This is a genomic window from Mesorhizobium sp. EU05-FHT14A09 (assembly GCF_058790995.1).
Window position 1 is genome coordinate 271,705 of sequence record NZ_JBYTDF010000006.1, and the last position, 16,724, is coordinate 288,428.

17 protein-coding genes are annotated in these 16,724 nt (G+C 64.2%); 9 read left to right on the top strand and 8 right to left on the bottom strand.

Going from position 1 to position 16,724, the window contains the following annotated elements:
* Positions 1 to 14: 14 nt before the first annotated feature.
* Positions 15 to 761, top strand: a complete 747-nt coding sequence (locus AC3WTO_RS21725; protein WP_492462990.1) for a class I SAM-dependent methyltransferase — start codon at positions 15 to 17, stop codon at positions 759 to 761.
* A gap of 57 nt (positions 762 to 818) precedes the next feature.
* Here the strand turns inward: AC3WTO_RS21725 and AC3WTO_RS21730 are convergent, their stop codons facing one another.
* Together AC3WTO_RS21730 and AC3WTO_RS21735 are read right to left on the bottom strand one after the other, a co-directional pair.
* A complete protein-coding gene (locus tag AC3WTO_RS21730) occupies positions 819 to 1,001 on the bottom strand; it encodes a hypothetical protein (RefSeq protein WP_492462991.1) in 183 nt (60 codons plus the stop codon).
* A 175-nt stretch (positions 1,002 to 1,176) separates the two neighbouring features.
* A complete protein-coding gene (locus tag AC3WTO_RS21735) occupies positions 1,177 to 1,530 on the bottom strand; it encodes a VOC family protein (RefSeq protein ID WP_492462992.1) in 354 nt (117 codons plus the stop codon).
* Positions 1,531 to 1,831: 301 nt separating this feature from the next.
* Between AC3WTO_RS21735 and AC3WTO_RS21740 the strand changes: the two genes are divergently transcribed.
* Positions 1,832 to 5,440: a putative Ig domain-containing protein gene (locus AC3WTO_RS21740; RefSeq protein WP_492462993.1), complete on the top strand. Its 3,609-nt coding sequence runs from the start codon at positions 1,832 to 1,834 to the stop codon at positions 5,438 to 5,440.
* 166 nt (positions 5,441 to 5,606) lie between these two features.
* Entirely contained in the window at positions 5,607 to 5,816 is a 210-nt protein-coding gene (locus AC3WTO_RS21745) for a hypothetical protein (protein WP_492462994.1), read from the top strand.
* Positions 5,817 to 5,861: 45 nt separating this feature from the next.
* Here AC3WTO_RS21745 and AC3WTO_RS21750 read toward each other — a convergent pair whose 3' ends face one another.
* The 3 genes from AC3WTO_RS21750 to AC3WTO_RS21760 all read right to left on the bottom strand — a co-directional run bounded on the left by AC3WTO_RS21750 (position 5,862) and on the right by AC3WTO_RS21760 (position 9,803).
* Positions 5,862 to 7,451 (bottom strand): EAL domain-containing protein, encoded by a 1,590-nt coding sequence (locus AC3WTO_RS21750; protein WP_492462995.1) that lies wholly within the window; start codon positions 7,449 to 7,451, stop codon positions 5,862 to 5,864.
* 103 nt (positions 7,452 to 7,554) lie between these two features.
* Positions 7,555 to 8,814, bottom strand: coding sequence for an NAD(P)/FAD-dependent oxidoreductase (locus tag AC3WTO_RS21755; RefSeq protein WP_492462996.1), 1,260 nt, complete (start codon positions 8,812 to 8,814; stop codon positions 7,555 to 7,557).
* Between the two features lie 65 nt (positions 8,815 to 8,879).
* Positions 8,880 to 9,803: a hypothetical protein gene (locus AC3WTO_RS21760; RefSeq protein WP_492462997.1), complete on the bottom strand. Its 924-nt coding sequence runs from the start codon at positions 9,801 to 9,803 to the stop codon at positions 8,880 to 8,882.
* Positions 9,804 to 10,133: 330 nt separating this feature from the next.
* Between AC3WTO_RS21760 and AC3WTO_RS21765 the strand changes: the two genes are divergently transcribed.
* The gene (locus AC3WTO_RS21765) at positions 10,134 to 10,796 is read left to right on the top strand and encodes a LuxR C-terminal-related transcriptional regulator (protein ID WP_492462998.1); all 663 of its coding nucleotides are present in this window, start codon (positions 10,134 to 10,136) and stop codon (positions 10,794 to 10,796) included.
* Positions 10,797 to 10,844: 48 nt separating this feature from the next.
* Here the strand turns inward: AC3WTO_RS21765 and AC3WTO_RS21770 are convergent, their stop codons facing one another.
* Entirely contained in the window at positions 10,845 to 11,303 is a 459-nt protein-coding gene (locus tag AC3WTO_RS21770) for an NUDIX hydrolase (protein WP_492462999.1), read from the bottom strand.
* A 219-nt stretch (positions 11,304 to 11,522) separates the two neighbouring features.
* Between AC3WTO_RS21770 and AC3WTO_RS21775 the strand changes: the two genes are divergently transcribed.
* The 4 genes from AC3WTO_RS21775 to AC3WTO_RS21790 all read left to right on the top strand — a co-directional run bounded on the left by AC3WTO_RS21775 (position 11,523) and on the right by AC3WTO_RS21790 (position 14,296).
* The gene (locus tag AC3WTO_RS21775) at positions 11,523 to 11,915 is read left to right on the top strand and encodes a DoxX family protein (RefSeq protein WP_492463015.1); all 393 of its coding nucleotides are present in this window, start codon (positions 11,523 to 11,525) and stop codon (positions 11,913 to 11,915) included.
* Positions 11,916 to 11,977: 62 nt separating this feature from the next.
* Positions 11,978 to 12,748, top strand: coding sequence for a mechanosensitive ion channel family protein (locus tag AC3WTO_RS21780; RefSeq protein WP_492463000.1), 771 nt, complete (start codon positions 11,978 to 11,980; stop codon positions 12,746 to 12,748).
* A 106-nt stretch (positions 12,749 to 12,854) separates the two neighbouring features.
* Positions 12,855 to 13,376: a DUF982 domain-containing protein gene (locus AC3WTO_RS21785; RefSeq protein ID WP_492463001.1), complete on the top strand. Its 522-nt coding sequence runs from the start codon at positions 12,855 to 12,857 to the stop codon at positions 13,374 to 13,376.
* A gap of 89 nt (positions 13,377 to 13,465) precedes the next feature.
* Positions 13,466 to 14,296: an alpha/beta fold hydrolase gene (locus AC3WTO_RS21790; protein ID WP_492463002.1), complete on the top strand. Its 831-nt coding sequence runs from the start codon at positions 13,466 to 13,468 to the stop codon at positions 14,294 to 14,296.
* A 112-nt stretch (positions 14,297 to 14,408) separates the two neighbouring features.
* On the opposite strand, the gene gap is transcribed toward AC3WTO_RS21790, so the two are convergent.
* Positions 14,409 to 15,458, bottom strand: coding sequence for a type I glyceraldehyde-3-phosphate dehydrogenase (gene gap / locus AC3WTO_RS21795; protein WP_492463003.1), 1,050 nt, complete (start codon positions 15,456 to 15,458; stop codon positions 14,409 to 14,411).
* A gap of 175 nt (positions 15,459 to 15,633) precedes the next feature.
* Between gap and AC3WTO_RS21800 the strand changes: the two genes are divergently transcribed.
* Complete coding sequence (locus AC3WTO_RS21800) at positions 15,634 to 16,260, top strand: TetR/AcrR family transcriptional regulator (protein ID WP_492463004.1); 627 nt, start codon at positions 15,634 to 15,636, stop codon at positions 16,258 to 16,260.
* Between the two features lie 53 nt (positions 16,261 to 16,313).
* On the opposite strand, the gene AC3WTO_RS21805 is transcribed toward AC3WTO_RS21800, so the two are convergent.
* On the bottom strand, positions 16,314 to 16,724 hold a 411-nt coding region (locus AC3WTO_RS21805; protein ID WP_492463005.1), incomplete at its 5' end, for a tryptophan synthase subunit alpha.

Genomic DNA, 16,724 nt, shown 5'->3' on the forward strand with positions numbered 1-16,724 from the left:
CTATAAACCTCGGCATGCAAGAAGATGACGTCTGGAATGAAGAAACTGCCGCGGCTTACGACACGCCGGGCGCGGGGATGTTCGCCGACGCGGTCGTCGGGCCGGCGGTGGCGCGGCTGGCGGCGCTTGCCGAAGGTGGCCGTGCCCTTGAGTTCGCCATCGGCACCGGGCGTATCGCCGTGCCGCTTCGCGACGCCGGCGTGCCTGTCGTCGGCATAGAGCTGTCGCGACCGATGATCGATCAGCTGCGTGCCAAGGCCGGCGCGGCACGCATACCGGTGATCACCGGCGACATGGCTTCCGCCACGGCACCGGGTGAATTCACGCTGGTCTTTCTTGTCTACAACACGATCTCCAACCTGCTGACCCAGGCCGAACAGGTCGCGTGCTTCCGCAATGCGGCGCGCCATCTCGCTGCTGGCGGGCGCTTCGTCATCGAGCTGTGGGTCCCGGAGCTGCGCCGCCTGCCGCCGACACAGGAAGCCGTCGTCTGGCACACCGAGCCCGGCTATATCGGCCTGGATACATATGACGTGCTGCGCCAGCACGCTGTATCGCACCATTTTCGGTTCGATGGCGACGGACAGGCCAGCCTGATGCGGTCCCGGCATCGTTATGTCTGGCCAGCCGAACTGGATCTGATGGCGCAACTGGCGGGGTTCGAACTCGAAAGCCGGCATGCCGACTGGCTGGGTGCCGAATTCACGGCGGAGTCGCGCTCGCATGTCTCCGTCTATCGGCTGACCGATAGGCAGCCTTAGGTGCTCGCAAAACCACCCGGTGCGCCATGAGGAAAACGCGCCTGCCCGGCGCATCCGTCACGGTTCGTTGGCGGTTTCCGCGTGCCGTTCGACCGGAACGTCGCGCTTGAGCAACTCGCCCAGCACCTGCGCCGTTTCCCGCAGCAGCCAGTCGACATCCGTCGGCTTCAGCTTGTCCTGATGGTCGATCGCATCCATCAACGTGACAAGCAGCTCGACGCCTTTCTGATGTAACTGCATTGCGGCCCTCGACTGCCTGATACTTTCCGCGGGCCGGACCAGACCAGCTTTTCCCGATTCTCACAAGCGCTGGAGCACGTCCTGGAAAAACGCGCAGCGGTTTGCGGTGGGAGCTGCGTAATAACAAGGAGTTGGAGCGCAGTTCAGCCGGATTGGACCCGTGCCGAACCATCGGCTACACCCGCTTCTCCACGACGCAGAATGTATTTCCGTCCGGATCGGCAAGCACGACATAATCGGCACCTTCGGGATAGCGCCAGTCCACCCGCCGCGCGCCGAGCGCGAGCAGCCGCTCGACTTCTGCCTTCCGGTCGGTGGCGTAGAGATCGAGATGATGGCGCTGATGCCTGGCGGCGTCGGACGAGACGACCGTGATCGCCATCTGCTGGCCCTGTCCTTGCTCAGGCACGAGGATGGCCCAATCCGGCGATGGCTCCCGCAGCGGCTTGTAGTTCAGCGCGGCGCACCAGAACTCGATGGCGCGGGGCACGTCCTTCACGCCCCATACGATCGAGCCAATCCTGAGCATAGGTTCCTCCGTCGCGTGCCCTCGCAGCCAATAGGTAATGGTACCTGCCCGGGCAGGCCAGCGCTTCCCTTCGAACCGGTTGCCGCCGGCTTTGTTCCAAAAACGCGGTGTTCCGCGCGCCGGTGCGCCGTAGCCGGCGTCGAAATACGGCATCTGCCGTATTTATCGCGACCGCCTTGCCATGCAGAGGAAGTTCGACGGGACCTGCGCGGAGGTGCCGTCCGAGCGGGTGAGGGGTTCAATGGGACGACGGGGCATCGATCGGCGGATTTCGTTTTTCGGTTTGTCGGACAGGGGCCTGATGGATCAACGATCCGGCCGACGCTTCCGATCGGGTGTCCTTGTCACCATCCTGGCGCTTCTCTGCCTGTGGCTCGCGCCGGCGAAGGCATTCGCGGCCATGACCATGGATACAACGCCATTGCCGGACGCCATCGTCGGCAAGCCCCTTTTCGCCACCCGTGAGGCGCAGGGGTGTATTGGGATATGCTCTTACCGAGGTGATGGTTTGCCCGATGGGATAAGGGTGGGTTTCGGGGGGATGCTGCACGGAATTCCCACCGCAAGTGGCAGCTTTACCTTCAAGATCGTGGTGACTGACCCCCTGTTTATGGGCTACGCCGAGCATACCTATACGCTGAAGATCAATCCGGCTGTCATCGCTTTGTGGCCCACGGGATCGCCCGATGCTTCCTGGAAAATTCCATATCGACAGACCTTTACGGTTTCGGGCGGTCTCCCGCCCTACAGCTTCTACCAGTCCGGCGATTTGCCTCCTGGACTGACCTGGAACAACGGTGAACTATCCGGCACGCCGACAAAGGCAGGCAGTTTTACGATCTATATCTGTGGCAACGACAGCGCCTCCAACACCTTCTGTCGCTTCCATCCGCTGACGGTCCAGCCGCCGACGATTACCGTCAGCCCGGGCGGTCTGCCCAATCCCACGGTCGGTGTGGCCTATTCCCAAAGCCTCTCGGCGTCCGGCGGAAATGGGCCTTACAAGTACTCGGCATCCGGGCTTCCTGCTGGCCTTGTCGTCGGTCCGGCCGGGACGATCTCCGGCACGCCGACCGAATCCGGCCCGTTCAACGTCATTGTGACGGCCGAGGACAGCAGTTCCGCCGCCGAGGGCGGGCCTTTCACCGGCAGCATGGGCTATTCAATCACCGTGCAGCCACCGGCAGTCACGCTCGATCCGACATCCTTGCCCAGGGCGGCGGTGGGCTTGGGCTACAGCTATACTTTCTTATCATCTGGCGGCACGTTGCCACACAAATTTTCGCATACGGGCCAACTGCCGGCGGGCCTCTCCCTGGATCCTTCCGGCGTCTTGTCGGGTACGCTGAGACAGGCTGGCACGTTCCCGTTTACCGTCACCGTAACTGACAGCACAGGCGGGCAAGGTCCCTACAAGATGATGACCTCCTACACGCTGATGATCGGTGCCCCGGCGATCAGCCTGGACACGGCTTCCTTGCCGGACCCTGTCATTGGGACCCACTACAGCCAGTTTTTGTCCGCGTCCGGCGGCGTCGCGCCTTACACTTATTTCATAGCACAAGGCGCACTGCCGGATGGGCTTGAGCTCCTTGCGGGTGGTGAAATCCGCGGAATGCCCAAGGAGGCTGGCGATTTCTCTTTCACCGTCGATGTCATGGACAATTCGATAGGCGCAGGCGCTCCCTTCACGGGCAGCAAACCCTACACGATGAAGATCGCCGTGCCGACCATAACCATCGCGCCATCGGCTCTGGTCAAAGGTGTGGTCGGCACCGCTTACAGCCAGAGCCTGACCGCCTCGGGCGGGGCAGGTGGACATGGCTTCTCAGCCTCCAGCACCGACCTGCCGAAAGGCCTTGTCCTCGACCCCGGCGGGACGCTTTCCGGAACGCCGACGCAGGCCGGCAGCTACACCTTCACCGTCACCGCAACGGACAGCCTCGGCTTTGCCAGCTCTCGCAACTACACGGTCGCGATCAACGATTCCGCGACCAGCGGCATCACGCCGAACACACTGGCGGAGGCCACCGCCGGCACGCCTTACAGCCAGGCGTTCACAGCTTCGGGCGGCATCGGGCCGTACACCTTCTCCCGATCGCTCGGCAACCCGCTGCCACCCGGATTGAAAATCAGCGCCGAGGGCGTGCTGTCGGGCACGCCGACCAAAGCCGGCCGTTATGCCTTCTCGATCGTTTCGAAGGACTCCGCAACGTCATCGTGGATCCAGCGGCTTTCGCTGGTCGTCCAGGCGCCCACGCTGGCGATCACGCCGGACACGCTGCCGGCCGCCACAGGCGGTGTTGCCTATGAACAGGCACTCAGCGCCACCGGTGGCGGCGCGCCCTACAGTTTCACCGTCAGCGAGGGGGCATTGCCTGCGGGCTTGACCCTCAAGGCGGATGGCAGTCTGTCGGGCACGCCGGGCGAAGCGGGCAACTTTCCCTTCACGATCAACGTGACCGACGCCAACCGCTACGCCACAACGCGGGCCTACACGCTGGTCGTCTCCGCGCCGGTTCCGGTCGCTCGGGACATCAGTGTCGACGTGCTCGCCGGCACTTCGGCCAGGACAAGCCTGACCGCCGCAGCCTCCGGCGGGCCGTTCACCGCGGCGGCCATCGTCGCGGCACCAGCCGCCACGGATGGCTCGGCCCGCATCGAGGGCGGCGGTGGCAGCTACGACCTGGTTTTTGCATCGACCGCGAGCGCCTCCGGTGCGGTGGCGGTGACCTATACGCTGTCGAACCGCTGGGGCGTTTCCGCGCCGGGCATGGTCACCTTCAACGTCGCCGCGCGGCCTGACCCGGCGCAGGACCCGGAAGTGACCGGTCTCGTCGCCGCGCAGGTGGACGCGGCCAACCGCCTCGCCGCCTCGCAGACCCGCAACTTCAACGGGCGGCTGGAACAGCTGCATGACGAGAACCAGCGGCATGCCAATCCGGTCAGCGTCCAGCTTGGCCTGACCAGCGATGCAAAGCGGCCGCTGGGCTACGCGCAAGATGACAGCGACCGGCAGCAATCCGGCACTACGCTCGGCTTCCCGATGGACAGGCTCGCCGGCAGGCATGGCGAGACGCCCAAAGCCATGGCGTTCTGGGCCGGCGGCTTCGTCAATTTCGGCCAGCGCGACGGCGCCATCGACTTCAAGCAGACACTGGTCGGCGTCAGTGGTGGTGTCGACTACCGCTTTTCGCCACGCTTTGTTGGCGGCATCGGTTTCGGTTATGGCCGAGACGGTGCCGACATTGGCACCAACGGCACCCGCACCGAGGCCGCGGCGCTCAGCGTCGCCGCCTATGGCAGCTTCAGCCCGGTCGCCAATGTCTTCATCGACGGTCTGCTCGGCTACAGCAGGCTCGATTTCGACAGCCGCCGCTTCGTCACCGCGACCGGCAATTTCGCCAGTGGCGCCCGCGACGGCCAGCAGGTGTTCGGCTCGCTCACCACGGCTTACGAACACCGGCGGGATGGCTGGCTGCTGTCGCCCTACGGACGGCTCGAAGCGTCCTGGTCCAGGCTCGACACCTATACGGAAGCCGGCGCTGGCCTGTTCAATCTCGTCTATGGCCAGCAATCGCTGACGACGCTGGCCGGTGTGGTCGGCCTGCGGGCGCAATACGCCATGGCGGCGGACTGGGGCGTGTTCACGCCGAAGGCGCGGCTGGAATATACCCATGATTTCAGCGGTTCGAGCCGCGCCAGCATGGGTTATGCCGATCTCGGCAACGGCCTGCCCTACGGCTTCGACATCGAGGCCACCGCCCGAGACCATTTCGGCATTGGCATCGGCTTCGATGCCAGCTTCGGCGATGGCTGGCTGCTCGGCTTCGACTACAGCACGGCACTTGCCACAGGCGGCAACAGCCAGGACCATTCCATCGCGGTCAGGATCGGCTCGCGCTGGTGAATGGCGCCTTTTGCCTCGGGGCTTGCTGCCAGGAGAATGCCTGGTCGCCGGTGCGCCACACGGCCTCGCATGCTTCCGGGTTGCCAAACCACGGCCAGGTCCCACAAAATGCACATTTGCATGACATGCCGGCTCTACCGCTGGAGACCGATTGCGAGGACAAGACGTGCCCATTCGACAGAAGCTTGAAGATGCCGCGATCCTGCTGCCGCATGAGGTCGATTTGCTCATGAAGGTCTTTGCCGCGACCGCCGCCAACGGCGAAACCGCCGACGACAGGGAAAGACGTGCCTCGCGCATCATCGCCAACTACCAGCTCGGCATCCGCGACGAGAAGGAACTGGTCGAGCTGTCACGCCGGCCGCTGGGGCGTTAGAGCGAAACAGGAAGTCGGAGCGTTTCCTTGAAAAACGGAAACGCTCTAGCCCCGGCCATCGGGACGCTGGATGACGTCCGGGGCCGACCCCTTTGATTTTTGGCGTTCCCGGTAGAACTCAATGAATTCAGCCTTGGCGAGCGGTTTGGAAAACAGCCAGCCTTGCGCGTAATGCACGCCGCGCTGCGCCAGGTAGTCGGCCTGTTCCTGCCGCTCGACGCCTTCGGCGACCATGAACAGGTCCAGCGATCTGGCGATGTCGATGATGTGCGGTGTGATCGCGCTGGTGGCGGCGTCGGTGCCGATGATATCGACGAAGGACTTGTCGATCTTCAGCGCATCGAGCGGCAGGTCCTGCAGATATTGCAGGCTCGAATAGCCGGTGCCGAAGTCGTCGATGGCAACGGAATGGCCTGACTGCCTCGCCCTGTCGAGGGTGACGCGCGCCTGCGCCGCGTTCATGAAGCCGCGCTCCGTCGCTTCCAGCCACACTTGCTGCGGACGGACGTCATTGGCTTCGAGCAGCGCCGCCATGAAAGGCAGTACCCGTCCGGAGCGGATGTCGTCTGCCGCCAGATTGATGGCGATGTGCAGCGAACGGTCGGCGGCAAGCGTGTCCTTCAGTTCCGTCACCGCCATCTCGATGACCTGCTGCGTGATCGCTTCGATCAGCCCGTTTTCCTCGGCCAGCGGAATGAAGATGTCGGGCCGGACGGTTTCGCCATTGCTGCGCCGCCATCGCACCAGGGTTTCGGCACCGACGCAGATGCCGGTTTTCAACTCGATGATCGGTTGGTAGTGGACGATGAATTCGCGGCGGCGGATCGCTGTCGTCAGCTCGCCGAGCAGGGACAGCCGACGCCGCGACAGCCACACCACAAGGCCGACCATCGCCAGCGACGTGGCCGCGCCGACCGGCAGCAGCAGGAGCAGATCGTCGCCGAGGTCGCGCAGGACGTCGACCTTCGGCGCGACGGCGACAACCGTCCAGTCGCCGTCCCGTTCGACCTCATGCAGGACGGCGGCGGTCGGTTTCGCGTCCGCCGCCAGCGTCTGGACCAGCTGTTGGTCCGGCTGGTGAAGCGTGCTGACCACCGCCGTCGTTCCGGCCAGCACCGCAAGTTTCGTGTCCTGGCCGGCAGGGATGTCGACAAGCCGCGCGGGATTGGTCAGCGCGACATAAGAACCGGCGTGCAGGCCCATCAGCGGGCTGCCGCCGCTGATCTGCGGATAAAGGCTGGTGGTGACGCCGATGCCGTTGCGCATGGTAATGTCGGTGGATGAGCGGGTGACGGCGTTTGTCGGCTTCCCCCACGAGCTGCAGGCCAGCGCGCCATTGTCGAAATAGCCGATGTCTTCGACCGAGCGTGTGTTGACGACGAGCTTGCGCAAGGCTTCGACATGCGCTGGCGAACAGGCGGGTTCCTTCAGCTGTTGCGCCTGCTCCAGCGCATGGGTGGCGTCGGCGAACGTCGCCTGGGTGCGCGCCAGCGCATAGCCGGCAAGATCCGAGAGCTGCGTCTGCCTGCGGGTCTCGACGATCCGCCACGCAGTGTAGAACGCCGCCAGGATCGGAAGTGCGCCCGCCAATATGGCGATGCAACTGGCGATGGTGATGATACGGGACCGACCCAATGCGGCTCTCGTCTTGTCAAAGGCGCTGGCTCGCGCTCCGGCCGGAGGCTGCCCATCAGCTTTCTCTACAACAGCACTCTTGAATGAAAGGTATCCGACAGGATCAGCCGATAAGCTTGCCGGCCAGGTCTACCACCCGCCGCATCATGCCAGCCCGGCCAAACGCAAACAGCCTCGCGTCGCTATCCTCGCCGCCGGCGATCGCCGTGGCGATCAGTTCTGACGCGATCTGCGAATAGGTGATGCCGTTGCCGCCATAACCCTGCGCCGCGAAGACGCCGGGGTAGCCGGGCAATTCGCCGATATAGGGCAGGCCGGTGGTCGTGGTGCCGAAAGATCCGGTCCAGGCGAATTCGGCCTTCGTATCCAGTTGCGGCAACAGCGCCTGCAGTTTGGCAGACAGCGTGCGCGCCTTGTCCGCCAGCAGCCTGTCGCGGCTTTGTTCGTCGGCGAAATTCTCGTCCTCGCCGCCGCATATAACGCGTCCGTCGGCGGTCGCGCGTGTATAGAGATACGGGTCGGAAGCCTCCCAGATCAGAGCAGCGCCCGGCCAGAGCTTTCCCTTCTGCGGTTTGGTCGCGATGGCATAGGTCGAAATGATGGAATGCGTGTTGGAGGGCACCATGTCCAGCAGCTCATAGCCGGTGGCCAGCACGACATGTCTTGCCGAAATGGCAGGTCCGTCCCGGGTTTCCACGCCCAGTCCATCGGCTTCGGCAGCAAGCGCGATGACCTCCACCGGCGCGTAGAAGCGCGCCTTTCTTTCGACTGCCTTTTTCAGAAAGCCGACGGTGAGCCTGCGCGGATCGACGGCCAGATTGTCCTGGCTCAGGATCGCGCCTTTGCGCACTATCCCGAATGTCTCCTTCAGGGCAGTCGGGGTGAGGTAGGTGGCGCGGATCCCGATGTGGGCCCTGGCCTCGGCTTCCTCACGCAATTCGGTCGGGTCAAGCGCATCCCCGGCGAGATACAGGGACGGTGTCGTCTTCATGTCGCAGCGGATGCCGAGTTCGCTTATGCGGCCTTGAAGATTGGTCACGGCGAGCCGGGAACGCCGCCATGCCTGCGCCGCGTCGGCCTGTCCGATCTGCCGGCCAAGTTCGCAAAGCGGCTGATCGATCTCGAACTGCACCAGCGCGGTGGTCGCTGGCGTCGAGCCCAGCATGATGCCACGTCGGTCGACGCCGATGACAGACAGTCCCCGTGCGGTGAGGGCTTCTGCGATCATCGCTCCGCTGATGCCGAGCCCGACCACCAGGACGTCGCATTTGACGTCCCGTCTCAGCTTTTGCGTCGCTATGCGCGGCGCGCTGTAGGCCTCCCATACGGGAGTACCGGTGCGCAGGTCGAGCTTGCGTTGCATTCAAGATCCTGACGTCATGAGAAAACAGGGGGCCCCGGCGTTTCAGCCGGGGCCCGCGCGACGACCTATCGGGTTGTCACCAGATAGGAGGCCTCCTCATCGTCGCGCTGTCTGCCGCCGAGTGCCGCAGCCGCACTGGCGATGAAGGCGCCGAGTGCCAGCGACAGGGCGCTGATCAGGGCAAAAGTCGCGCCGGCCTTGCGTGCCGTGTCGGCAGCCTCCTGCACGCTGACCTTGGCCTGATCCACCTTCGCCAGCACGGCGGTGACGCGCGCGGTTGCATCCGCCTCGGAAAGCCCGGTGCGGGCAGCGACGAGCTGGCCGAGATAGGCTTTGTCGTCCTGCGACACTTCGCCGGTCGCCGCGCTGGTCGCAAGGATGCGCGAAGCCTGCGCGGCCGCCGCCGCGTCGCCCTCGGCTCCAGGTGCCGCGAGCCGCGAAGCGTCGGCCGGGCGGAACAACGAGTCTACGAAGTAGGAAGCGGCGCCGCTGTTGGCCGAACTGTTTGCCGCGGCACCCGCGGAAGCGCCGACCGCCGCGCCCGAGGCCACGGTCGAAGCCGCCTGGACCCCCGTGCCGATGGCCGAGGAAACCGCCGCGCCAAGCACGAACACGACCAACAGCGTCGCCAGCGCCCACGCCATGAAGCCGTGCGCGGTGTCGCGGAAGAAGGTCTCGTCGGTGTGGATGCCAACCCATTTAGCGCGCAGCCTTCCGGTCAGGTAGCCGCCCAACGCGGAGGAAAGCCATTGCACGACCACCAGCCAGATCGCGGTGGACACCGCGAAGGCGGTCACGCTGGCGCTCTCGTTCGACCATGGCGACACCATGGTCAGGCCGAGGCCGGAGCCGAGCAGCATCAGGATGAAGGTGAGGGTCGAAGCGGCAAGCGCGCCGGCGGCGATCGCCCCCCAGCTGACGGCGGAGGATGACGACTCGGCCTCAACCGCGACGTCGGTAACCGGAACGTCCGGTGTCAGAATGGTCATGATGTCCTCCTATCGTACGAAGAGGGCAAGAAGGATGATGATCGGAATCGGCACGCCGAGCAGCCAGAGTAGAATTCCGCGACCCATGATTGTCTCCCGTAAGGCTTGACCGCCGATGGCGAAGACCATCAGCCTTCAGGAAACCGTCTGCCGGGACAGCCGTTCCAAAAATGTGCGGCTGCGGCGGGAGGGCGACTGCGCCGGGGGCGCGGGCCGAACAAATCCGGGGATGCACTAGTACGCATGTGCTAGGGGAGTGGATTCCGGCACAACTTCTTTTGAAAATGGGCCGGGAACGGGTACGCATGATCTCGATTCGAGAAGCCGTCGATGGAGCGTGAATTGGAAACCGAAAACAGCATGCCCGACAGGATCCTGGTCGCCGACGGCCAGCCGCTCTACCGCGCCGCGCTGCAGGAGGCCGCCAGGAAGGCCTATCCGCTGGCTGAAATTCGCGAGGCGGATGGCTTCGACGGCCTGATGAGCTGCCGGGAATTCAATCCCGACCTGCTGCTGGTGGATTTCTACTGCCCGCACTACGACGCGGTGACATCGGCTAAGTGGCTGCGCGGAGAATATCCGGCCTCCTACATCGTGCTGGTCTCGACGGTGCCGGACCAGAAGGTCGTCGACAATGTCCTCGACAACGGCGTCGATGCCTATGTCAGCAAGTTCGCGGAAGAGAGTGTCCTGCTGGCTGCGATGACGGCCACGGCGAACGAAACCTTGAACGAGGTCAGGATCGACGAGAGAGATCCGCGCGGCGGCATGACGGGGCGTCAGCGCGAGGTGATCGATCTCCTTGTGCAGGGCAAGTCGAACAAGGAAATCGCGCGCGTGCTTAAGATTTCGCCCTTCACGGTGCGCATCCATGTCTCCGCCGTGCTGCGCTATCTGGATGTCGACACCCGGACCGCCGCGGCGGTCAAAGCCAGCGGCAACGGCATTTCGCAAAGCCATGTGCTGCAGCGAGACGCTGAGCGTGATCGCTGATCAGCCGGAGCGCATCCTGATTTGCAGGTTGGAAAGCGGCGCAAGGGATCAAATCCCCCGCGCACTCAGCCGTGCTTTCAAGCCGGCAGGATAGAGTTCCGGCCCGCCGGGAAGGTCGAGTTCGGCCACGTCAAACCAGCGCGCGATGCCGGTTTCGCCGTTGTCTTCGTCGAACACGATCCGGTCTTCGCCGATGAAGGCATCGTCGGGAAGCGAGACCTCGAACAGGACCAGCAGTTCATGCCCGGGCGAGCCTTCGTGGACATAGATGTTCTCGAAGAAAAAGGGATCGCCGACGGTGGCAATGTCGATGCCGAGCTCTTCCTTGAATTCGCGGATCACGGCTTCCTGTGCTGTTTCCCCGAATTCGATCGCGCCGCCCAGTGGCCGCACGCCCTTGACCAGGCCGGCATCGTTGTAGATTTCGGCCGCCAGCAGGCGCCCGCCGCGCCAGTGCAGGCCCAGCGCCTTGACGCGTATTCCATGCAACGGTCGCCATTTGCTCATCGTGTGTCCTAAGGCAGGTCTACGCTTGCGGCCGCCTGACCAGGGCGCGTCAGCCTGCTCGAAACGGTCTGGGCAGGCCATCGCCTCCGGTATCGTTGCGAGGCAAATTGTTCTGCCCGCGCGGGAATAATAGGGCGCCCCGCGATGTCTCCCCATACACGATGCGTCGAAAATAGCGGCTTGTCGATGGACAGACGGAAGGGGAACCACGTGGACGAAATGGACGACTTCACGCTGCTGATCGGACGCTGCCTGCTTGCCTTCCTGTTCCTGGTCTCCGGCCTGCAGAAGTTCTGGAACATCCCCGATCTGTCGGCCTATCTCGCCCGCCTCGGCCTGCCTGCACCCACCACACTGACCTGGCTGATGGCGCTGTGCGAAATCACCGGCGGCCTCGCCCTGGTGATCGGTTTCCAGATCCGCGCGATCAGCATCCTGTTCGCCACCTGGTGTGTGGTCACCGCCGTCGTGGTTCACATCCACGAGCCTTCCATCCTGATGAAGAACTTGGCGCTTGCGGGTGGCTTCCTCGTTCTGGCCGGTTCTGGTCCGGGCGGGATTTCCTACTACGGAAACTGGCCCGAGCGCCATGATCGAGGTACCAGTGCTTGATGCAACTTTCCCGGCGTTGCTCCCTTATCGGAAGGGGGCATGCACAGCCGAAGGAGTGTCTTGTGAACGATGACGTGATTGCCGGTATTTCGACAGCCTGGCTCATTTCCAATCTCTGGTCTCTGCTTGTCGCCATCCTGGTTCTGGCGGCCGGCTGGTTCATTGCGCGGATCGTGTCGCGCTATGCCACAGTGCTGTTGTCGCGCAGCGTCCAGCAGGATCAGACCATCGTGCCGATCGTCGGCCAGTCGATCCACTACGCCATCATGGCGGTGACGATCATCGTCGTGCTCGGGCAATTCGGCGTGCAGACGGCCTCGATCCTGGCGGTGCTGGGCGCCGCCGGCCTGGCCGTTGCCCTGGCTTTGCAGGGTACGCTGTCGAACATCGCCGCCGGCATCATGCTGGTGTTCCTGCGCCCCTTCAACACCGGCGACTACATCGACGCCGACGGCATCGTCGGCACGGTCGTTGAAGTCGGCCTGTTCTCCTCGCAGCTTCGGACACGCGACGGCGTCTACATCTTTGCGCCGAACTCCAAGCTGTCGAACGCCAAGATTCTCAACTACACCCGCGAGCCGTCGCGCATGGTGGAGATGACGTTCAACGTGCCGCGTAGCGCCGATCTCGACACGGTGCGTGCGGCCGTCTCGCCCGCGCTGAAAACCGAGTTCTCGCTGCCGGACACCCGTGCGGAAATCCTGGTCGAAACGCTGGCGGACACCAGCGTGACGATGACCGCCCGGGTGCCGGTGAGGAGCGGCGACTGGTGGCAGGCACGCTCGCTGTTGCAGGAGAAGCTGAAGACGGCGCTGGACGCCATGAATGGCTAGGCGTCCAGGCGGCCACAGGCGACGCCGGGGCGTGGCCGGCAATCATGCAACTTCGCCGCGCCGGCTGCGTTGACCCTCTATCGTCACAACGTTGGGAGGAGTTCTCATGCAGAAGGGATGGTTCGACAGGCCGATCCCCGTCATCGTCGGGACAGTGAGGACGGTGCATAGGGTCACCAATGCCAGGGAGGCCGCGCATCTGCTGATCAACCGCTGGCCACGCCAGGGAACCGCCATGCATGTCAGGGCACGAACGGTATGCCTGGCGGTGCTGCACGGCGAGCAGCAGCCGAACGCTGCCCGCGATGCTTTCGCCGACGCGGCACGGGAGGCCGAGGTGCTTGCCAGGATCACCGTCGACATCAGCGACGCCACGGATGGCGGCTTGCCGTTCGATGTCCCGGTGCGGATCAGGACCGGCATCTCCGGCGCATCGTACCGGCTGGTCACATCCGTGCAGGGGGCGGCCGACGTGCTCATCGACTGGCCGCAGTCGCGCCGCGGCGCTGCCTATCACGCCACCCGTGACATCATCGAAGGCGCCATCGATGGTCAGACCACGCCGGCCGAGGCGCGCGAAGCCTTTGCCGTCCTTGCCGACGACGAGAGGATCCTGCTGGGGGATTGACGGCGGCGCGCTGGCATTCGCCATCCGCAGCTATAAGATTTCCGCGATTTTCTTATAACGGCCCGTCTACGGTCGTGGAGGGAAAGGCGATGCCTGATCATTCACTGGACTTGCCGGAACGTTTCAGCTTCCGGGGCCATTCGATTGCCTGGGGCGCGGTCGGCGAAGGACCGCCGGCGGTGCTGCTGCACGGAACGCCGTTTTCTTCGGTCGAATGGCGGCGCATAGCGCCCCTTCTGGCGCGCGACCGCCGTGTCTACCTGTTCGACATGCTTGGCTATGGCCAGTCGGATATGCCGGATGGCGACGTCTCGCGCGGCGTCCAGAACGACCTGTTCGCCGCGCTCTATGAGCATTGGCAGCTCGACCATCCCGACGTCGTCGCGCATGATTTCGGCGGCTCCAACGCCTTGCGCGCGCATCTGCTGAACGGGCTCGAATACCGTTCGCTGGTGCTGATCGATCCGGTGGCGATCAGCCCGCAGGGCTCGCCGCTGGTGCAGGCTGCCAGACAGCATGAACAGGTCTTTTCAAACCTGCCGGCCTATATCCATGAGGCGATGCTGCGCGCCTATATCGGGAACGCCGTCTTCAACACGCTGCGCGACGATGAGATGCGGCTCTATCTCGATCCATGGCTCGGCGAGACCGGCCAGAAGGCTTTCTGGCGCCAGGTCGCGCAGATGGACGACAAATACAGCCAGGAGGTGGAAAGCCGCTATGGCGAAATGCGCTGTCCCGTCACCATCCTGTGGGGCGAGGACGACGGCTGGATCCCGCTCGCCGATGGCCATGAACTGGCGCGCCGCATGTCGAACGCGCCTTTCACGGTCGTGCCCAGGGCTGGGCACCTGATGCAGGAAGACGCGCCCGAAGCGATCGTCGCCACCACCTTGCGCTTCTGGCAGGCGCATAGCTGATGCTCGAGCGTTTCCGTGAAAAACGGAACCGCGGAAACGTTCTAACTTTTTGTTTTCACGCAAATTCCGGACGGAAAACCGCTAGGCACTTTTCCTGGAATTGCTCTTTCGGTCAGGCCTCTGCCAGGGCCAGTCGCGTGTCTTGGCCGGTCGGCCGTGCGGAACGCGAGATATGCGCTGCCAGGTCGAGGCAGCGGCAGGCATATCCCCATTCATTGTCATACCAGGCGACGAGCTTGGTCATTCCATTTTCGATCTGCATGCCGGCGAGCGCGTCGAAGATCGAGGAATGGGCATTGCCGCGCATGTCGGTCGAGACGACAGGCTCGTCGCAATAGGCGAGGATACCTTCCATCGCACCTGTCGCCTGCGTGCGGATCATCGCGCAGATGTCCTGGTAGGACACGTTCTCCCGAAGCCGGCAGGTGAGGTCGATCATCGACACGTCCGACACCGGCACGCGCACCGACATGCCGTTGATCCGCCCCTTCAACTCAGGCACCACCTTGCCGACCATGCGTGCAGCCCCGGTCGTCGCCGGGATGATGTTGTCGAGGATGCCGCGGCCGAAGCGCCAGTCCTTGCGCGCCACGCCGTCGACCGTGTTCTGGCCCGCCGTCGTCGCATGCACCGTCAGCATCAGCGCTTCCTCGATGCCGAACGCGTCGTTCAGCGCCTTGGCGAGCGGCGCCACGCAGTTGGTTGTGCACGAAGCGTTCGAGACGATGCTTTCTCCAGCGTAGCCGGCTGCATTGACGCCCATGACATAGACCGGCGTTTCGTCTTCTGGCGGTGCCGACAGCAGCACCTTGCCGGCCCCGGCGGAGAGGTGTCCTGCCGCAGCCTTCCTCGTCAGGAACAGGCCGGTCGACTCGATGACCAGGTCGACGCCTGCTTCGCCCCAGGCGATCGCGGCCGGTTCCCGTTCGCTGAAGACCCTGACCGCGCCGCCGTTGATCACAAGCGCGCCATCCGTCGTGGACAAATCGCCCCGGAAGCCGCCATGGACGCTGTCATATTTGAGCAGATAGGAAAGATGATCGGTCGGCAGCAGGTCGTTGATGGCCACGATCTCGACGTCCCTGCGCGCCATCGCGGCCCGAAGAACAGTCCGGCCAATGCGGCCGAAGCCGTTGATGCCGATGCGGAGCCTGTCAGTCATCGATCGTCCTTTTTGCCGGATGGAAGAGAGGCGCGCGCATGCGCCACCGCACGCTGCGCCGCCCGCCACCCTTCGCTTCGAGAGGGATTGGTTTCTGATTTTTAGACTACTTCGCATAAAAATAGCGTGCAATGAGTTTTTTGCGGTATGGTACAAAAATGCGGGAGCGGTACGAATGACTGGGAAATCCGCGCGCGGGCGTCCGCGCCAATATGATGAAAGGGCAGCGCTCGGCGCCGCACTTCTGGAGTTCCGACGGCGTGGCTACACCGGCACATCGCTCGACCATCTGTCGGAGGCGACGGGAATGGCACGGCCGAGCCTTTACGCCGCCTTCGGCAGCAAGCGCGACCTCTATTTCAGGGCCGCCGCGCAATATGCCGGGGACAGTGCCGAACGCCGCGACGCAGCCCTTTTCGACGAACCCTCGCTGCCAAAGGCGCTGGACAGATATTTCTCGACCCTTGTCGCCATGTATTCGGAAGGCGACGGTCGTCCGCTCGGCTGTCCTGTACTCAGCGTCATCACCGGCGAGGCGACCACCGACCCGGTGATCGGTGCCGAGCTTGCCGCCGCGCTCGGCCGCACCGATGCACGCTTTCGCGAACGGATCGCGGCGGCCCACGCTGATGGCCAGCTGCCGCCCGGAACCGACATCGATGCCGTCGCCGACATGCTCGCCGCGTTGCAGCACAGCTTGGCGCAGCGTGCTCGCGCCGGTACCGCCCGTTCGAAGCTCGAGTATATCGCCCGCAACAGCGTCGTCTTGATCCTCAAGGCCGCCGGCGCCACGACGCCATAGGCGCACTGCGGCTGCCGGACGTTTCGTCCATCCATGTTGGAGATGGCGCTTGCTTATGCGGACGCTCTTGTCGTGGCACCGCGCAGCTGTGCGACGAAGGCGCTGACATCTTCGAGCGGCGTGGCGTTTTCCGTGCCGTCCGCGATCGCGCGGACGACCGCGCTGCCAACCACCACGCCATCGGCAAAGCCGGCAAACGCCGCGACGTCGTCGGCCGACGATATGCCGAAGCCGACGCAGACCGGCAGGTCGGTGTGTTGCTTGAGGCGCCTTATCGCAGCCGACACCTCGACGGTATCGGGCACTGCCGAACCGGTCGTGCCGGTCATCGACACGTAGTAGACGAAGCCCGAGGTGTTCTCGAGCACCTTGGGCAGGCGCCTGTCGTCGGTGGTCGGCGTCGCCAGCCGGATGAAGTTGATGCCGGCCTTCAAGGCGGGAACGCACAGTTCCGCGTCCATTTC

Coding starts and splice junctions, on each gene's coding strand:
- AC3WTO_RS21775 (WP_492463015.1), top strand. CDS start 11,523: ATGGACGACTTCACGCTGCTGATCGGACGCTGCCTGCTTGCCTTCCTG.
- gap (WP_492463003.1), bottom strand. CDS start 15,458: ATGACTGACAGGCTCCGCATCGGCATCAACGGCTTCGGCCGCATTGGC.
- AC3WTO_RS21800 (WP_492463004.1), top strand. CDS start 15,634: ATGACTGGGAAATCCGCGCGCGGGCGTCCGCGCCAATATGATGAAAGG.
- AC3WTO_RS21735 (WP_492462992.1), bottom strand. CDS start 1,530: ATGCTCAGGATTGGCTCGATCGTATGGGGCGTGAAGGACGTGCCCCGC.
- AC3WTO_RS21740 (WP_492462993.1), top strand. CDS start 1,832: ATGGATCAACGATCCGGCCGACGCTTCCGATCGGGTGTCCTTGTCACC.
- AC3WTO_RS21785 (WP_492463001.1), top strand. CDS start 12,855: ATGCAGAAGGGATGGTTCGACAGGCCGATCCCCGTCATCGTCGGGACA.
- AC3WTO_RS21770 (WP_492462999.1), bottom strand. CDS start 11,303: ATGAGCAAATGGCGACCGTTGCATGGAATACGCGTCAAGGCGCTGGGC.
- AC3WTO_RS21725 (WP_492462990.1), top strand. CDS start 15: ATGCAAGAAGATGACGTCTGGAATGAAGAAACTGCCGCGGCTTACGAC.
- AC3WTO_RS21755 (WP_492462996.1), bottom strand. CDS start 8,814: ATGCAACGCAAGCTCGACCTGCGCACCGGTACTCCCGTATGGGAGGCC.
- AC3WTO_RS21765 (WP_492462998.1), top strand. CDS start 10,134: ATGGAGCGTGAATTGGAAACCGAAAACAGCATGCCCGACAGGATCCTG.
- AC3WTO_RS21730 (WP_492462991.1), bottom strand. CDS start 1,001: ATGCAGTTACATCAGAAAGGCGTCGAGCTGCTTGTCACGTTGATGGAT.
- AC3WTO_RS21760 (WP_492462997.1), bottom strand. CDS start 9,803: ATGACCATTCTGACACCGGACGTTCCGGTTACCGACGTCGCGGTTGAG.
- AC3WTO_RS21790 (WP_492463002.1), top strand. CDS start 13,466: ATGCCTGATCATTCACTGGACTTGCCGGAACGTTTCAGCTTCCGGGGC.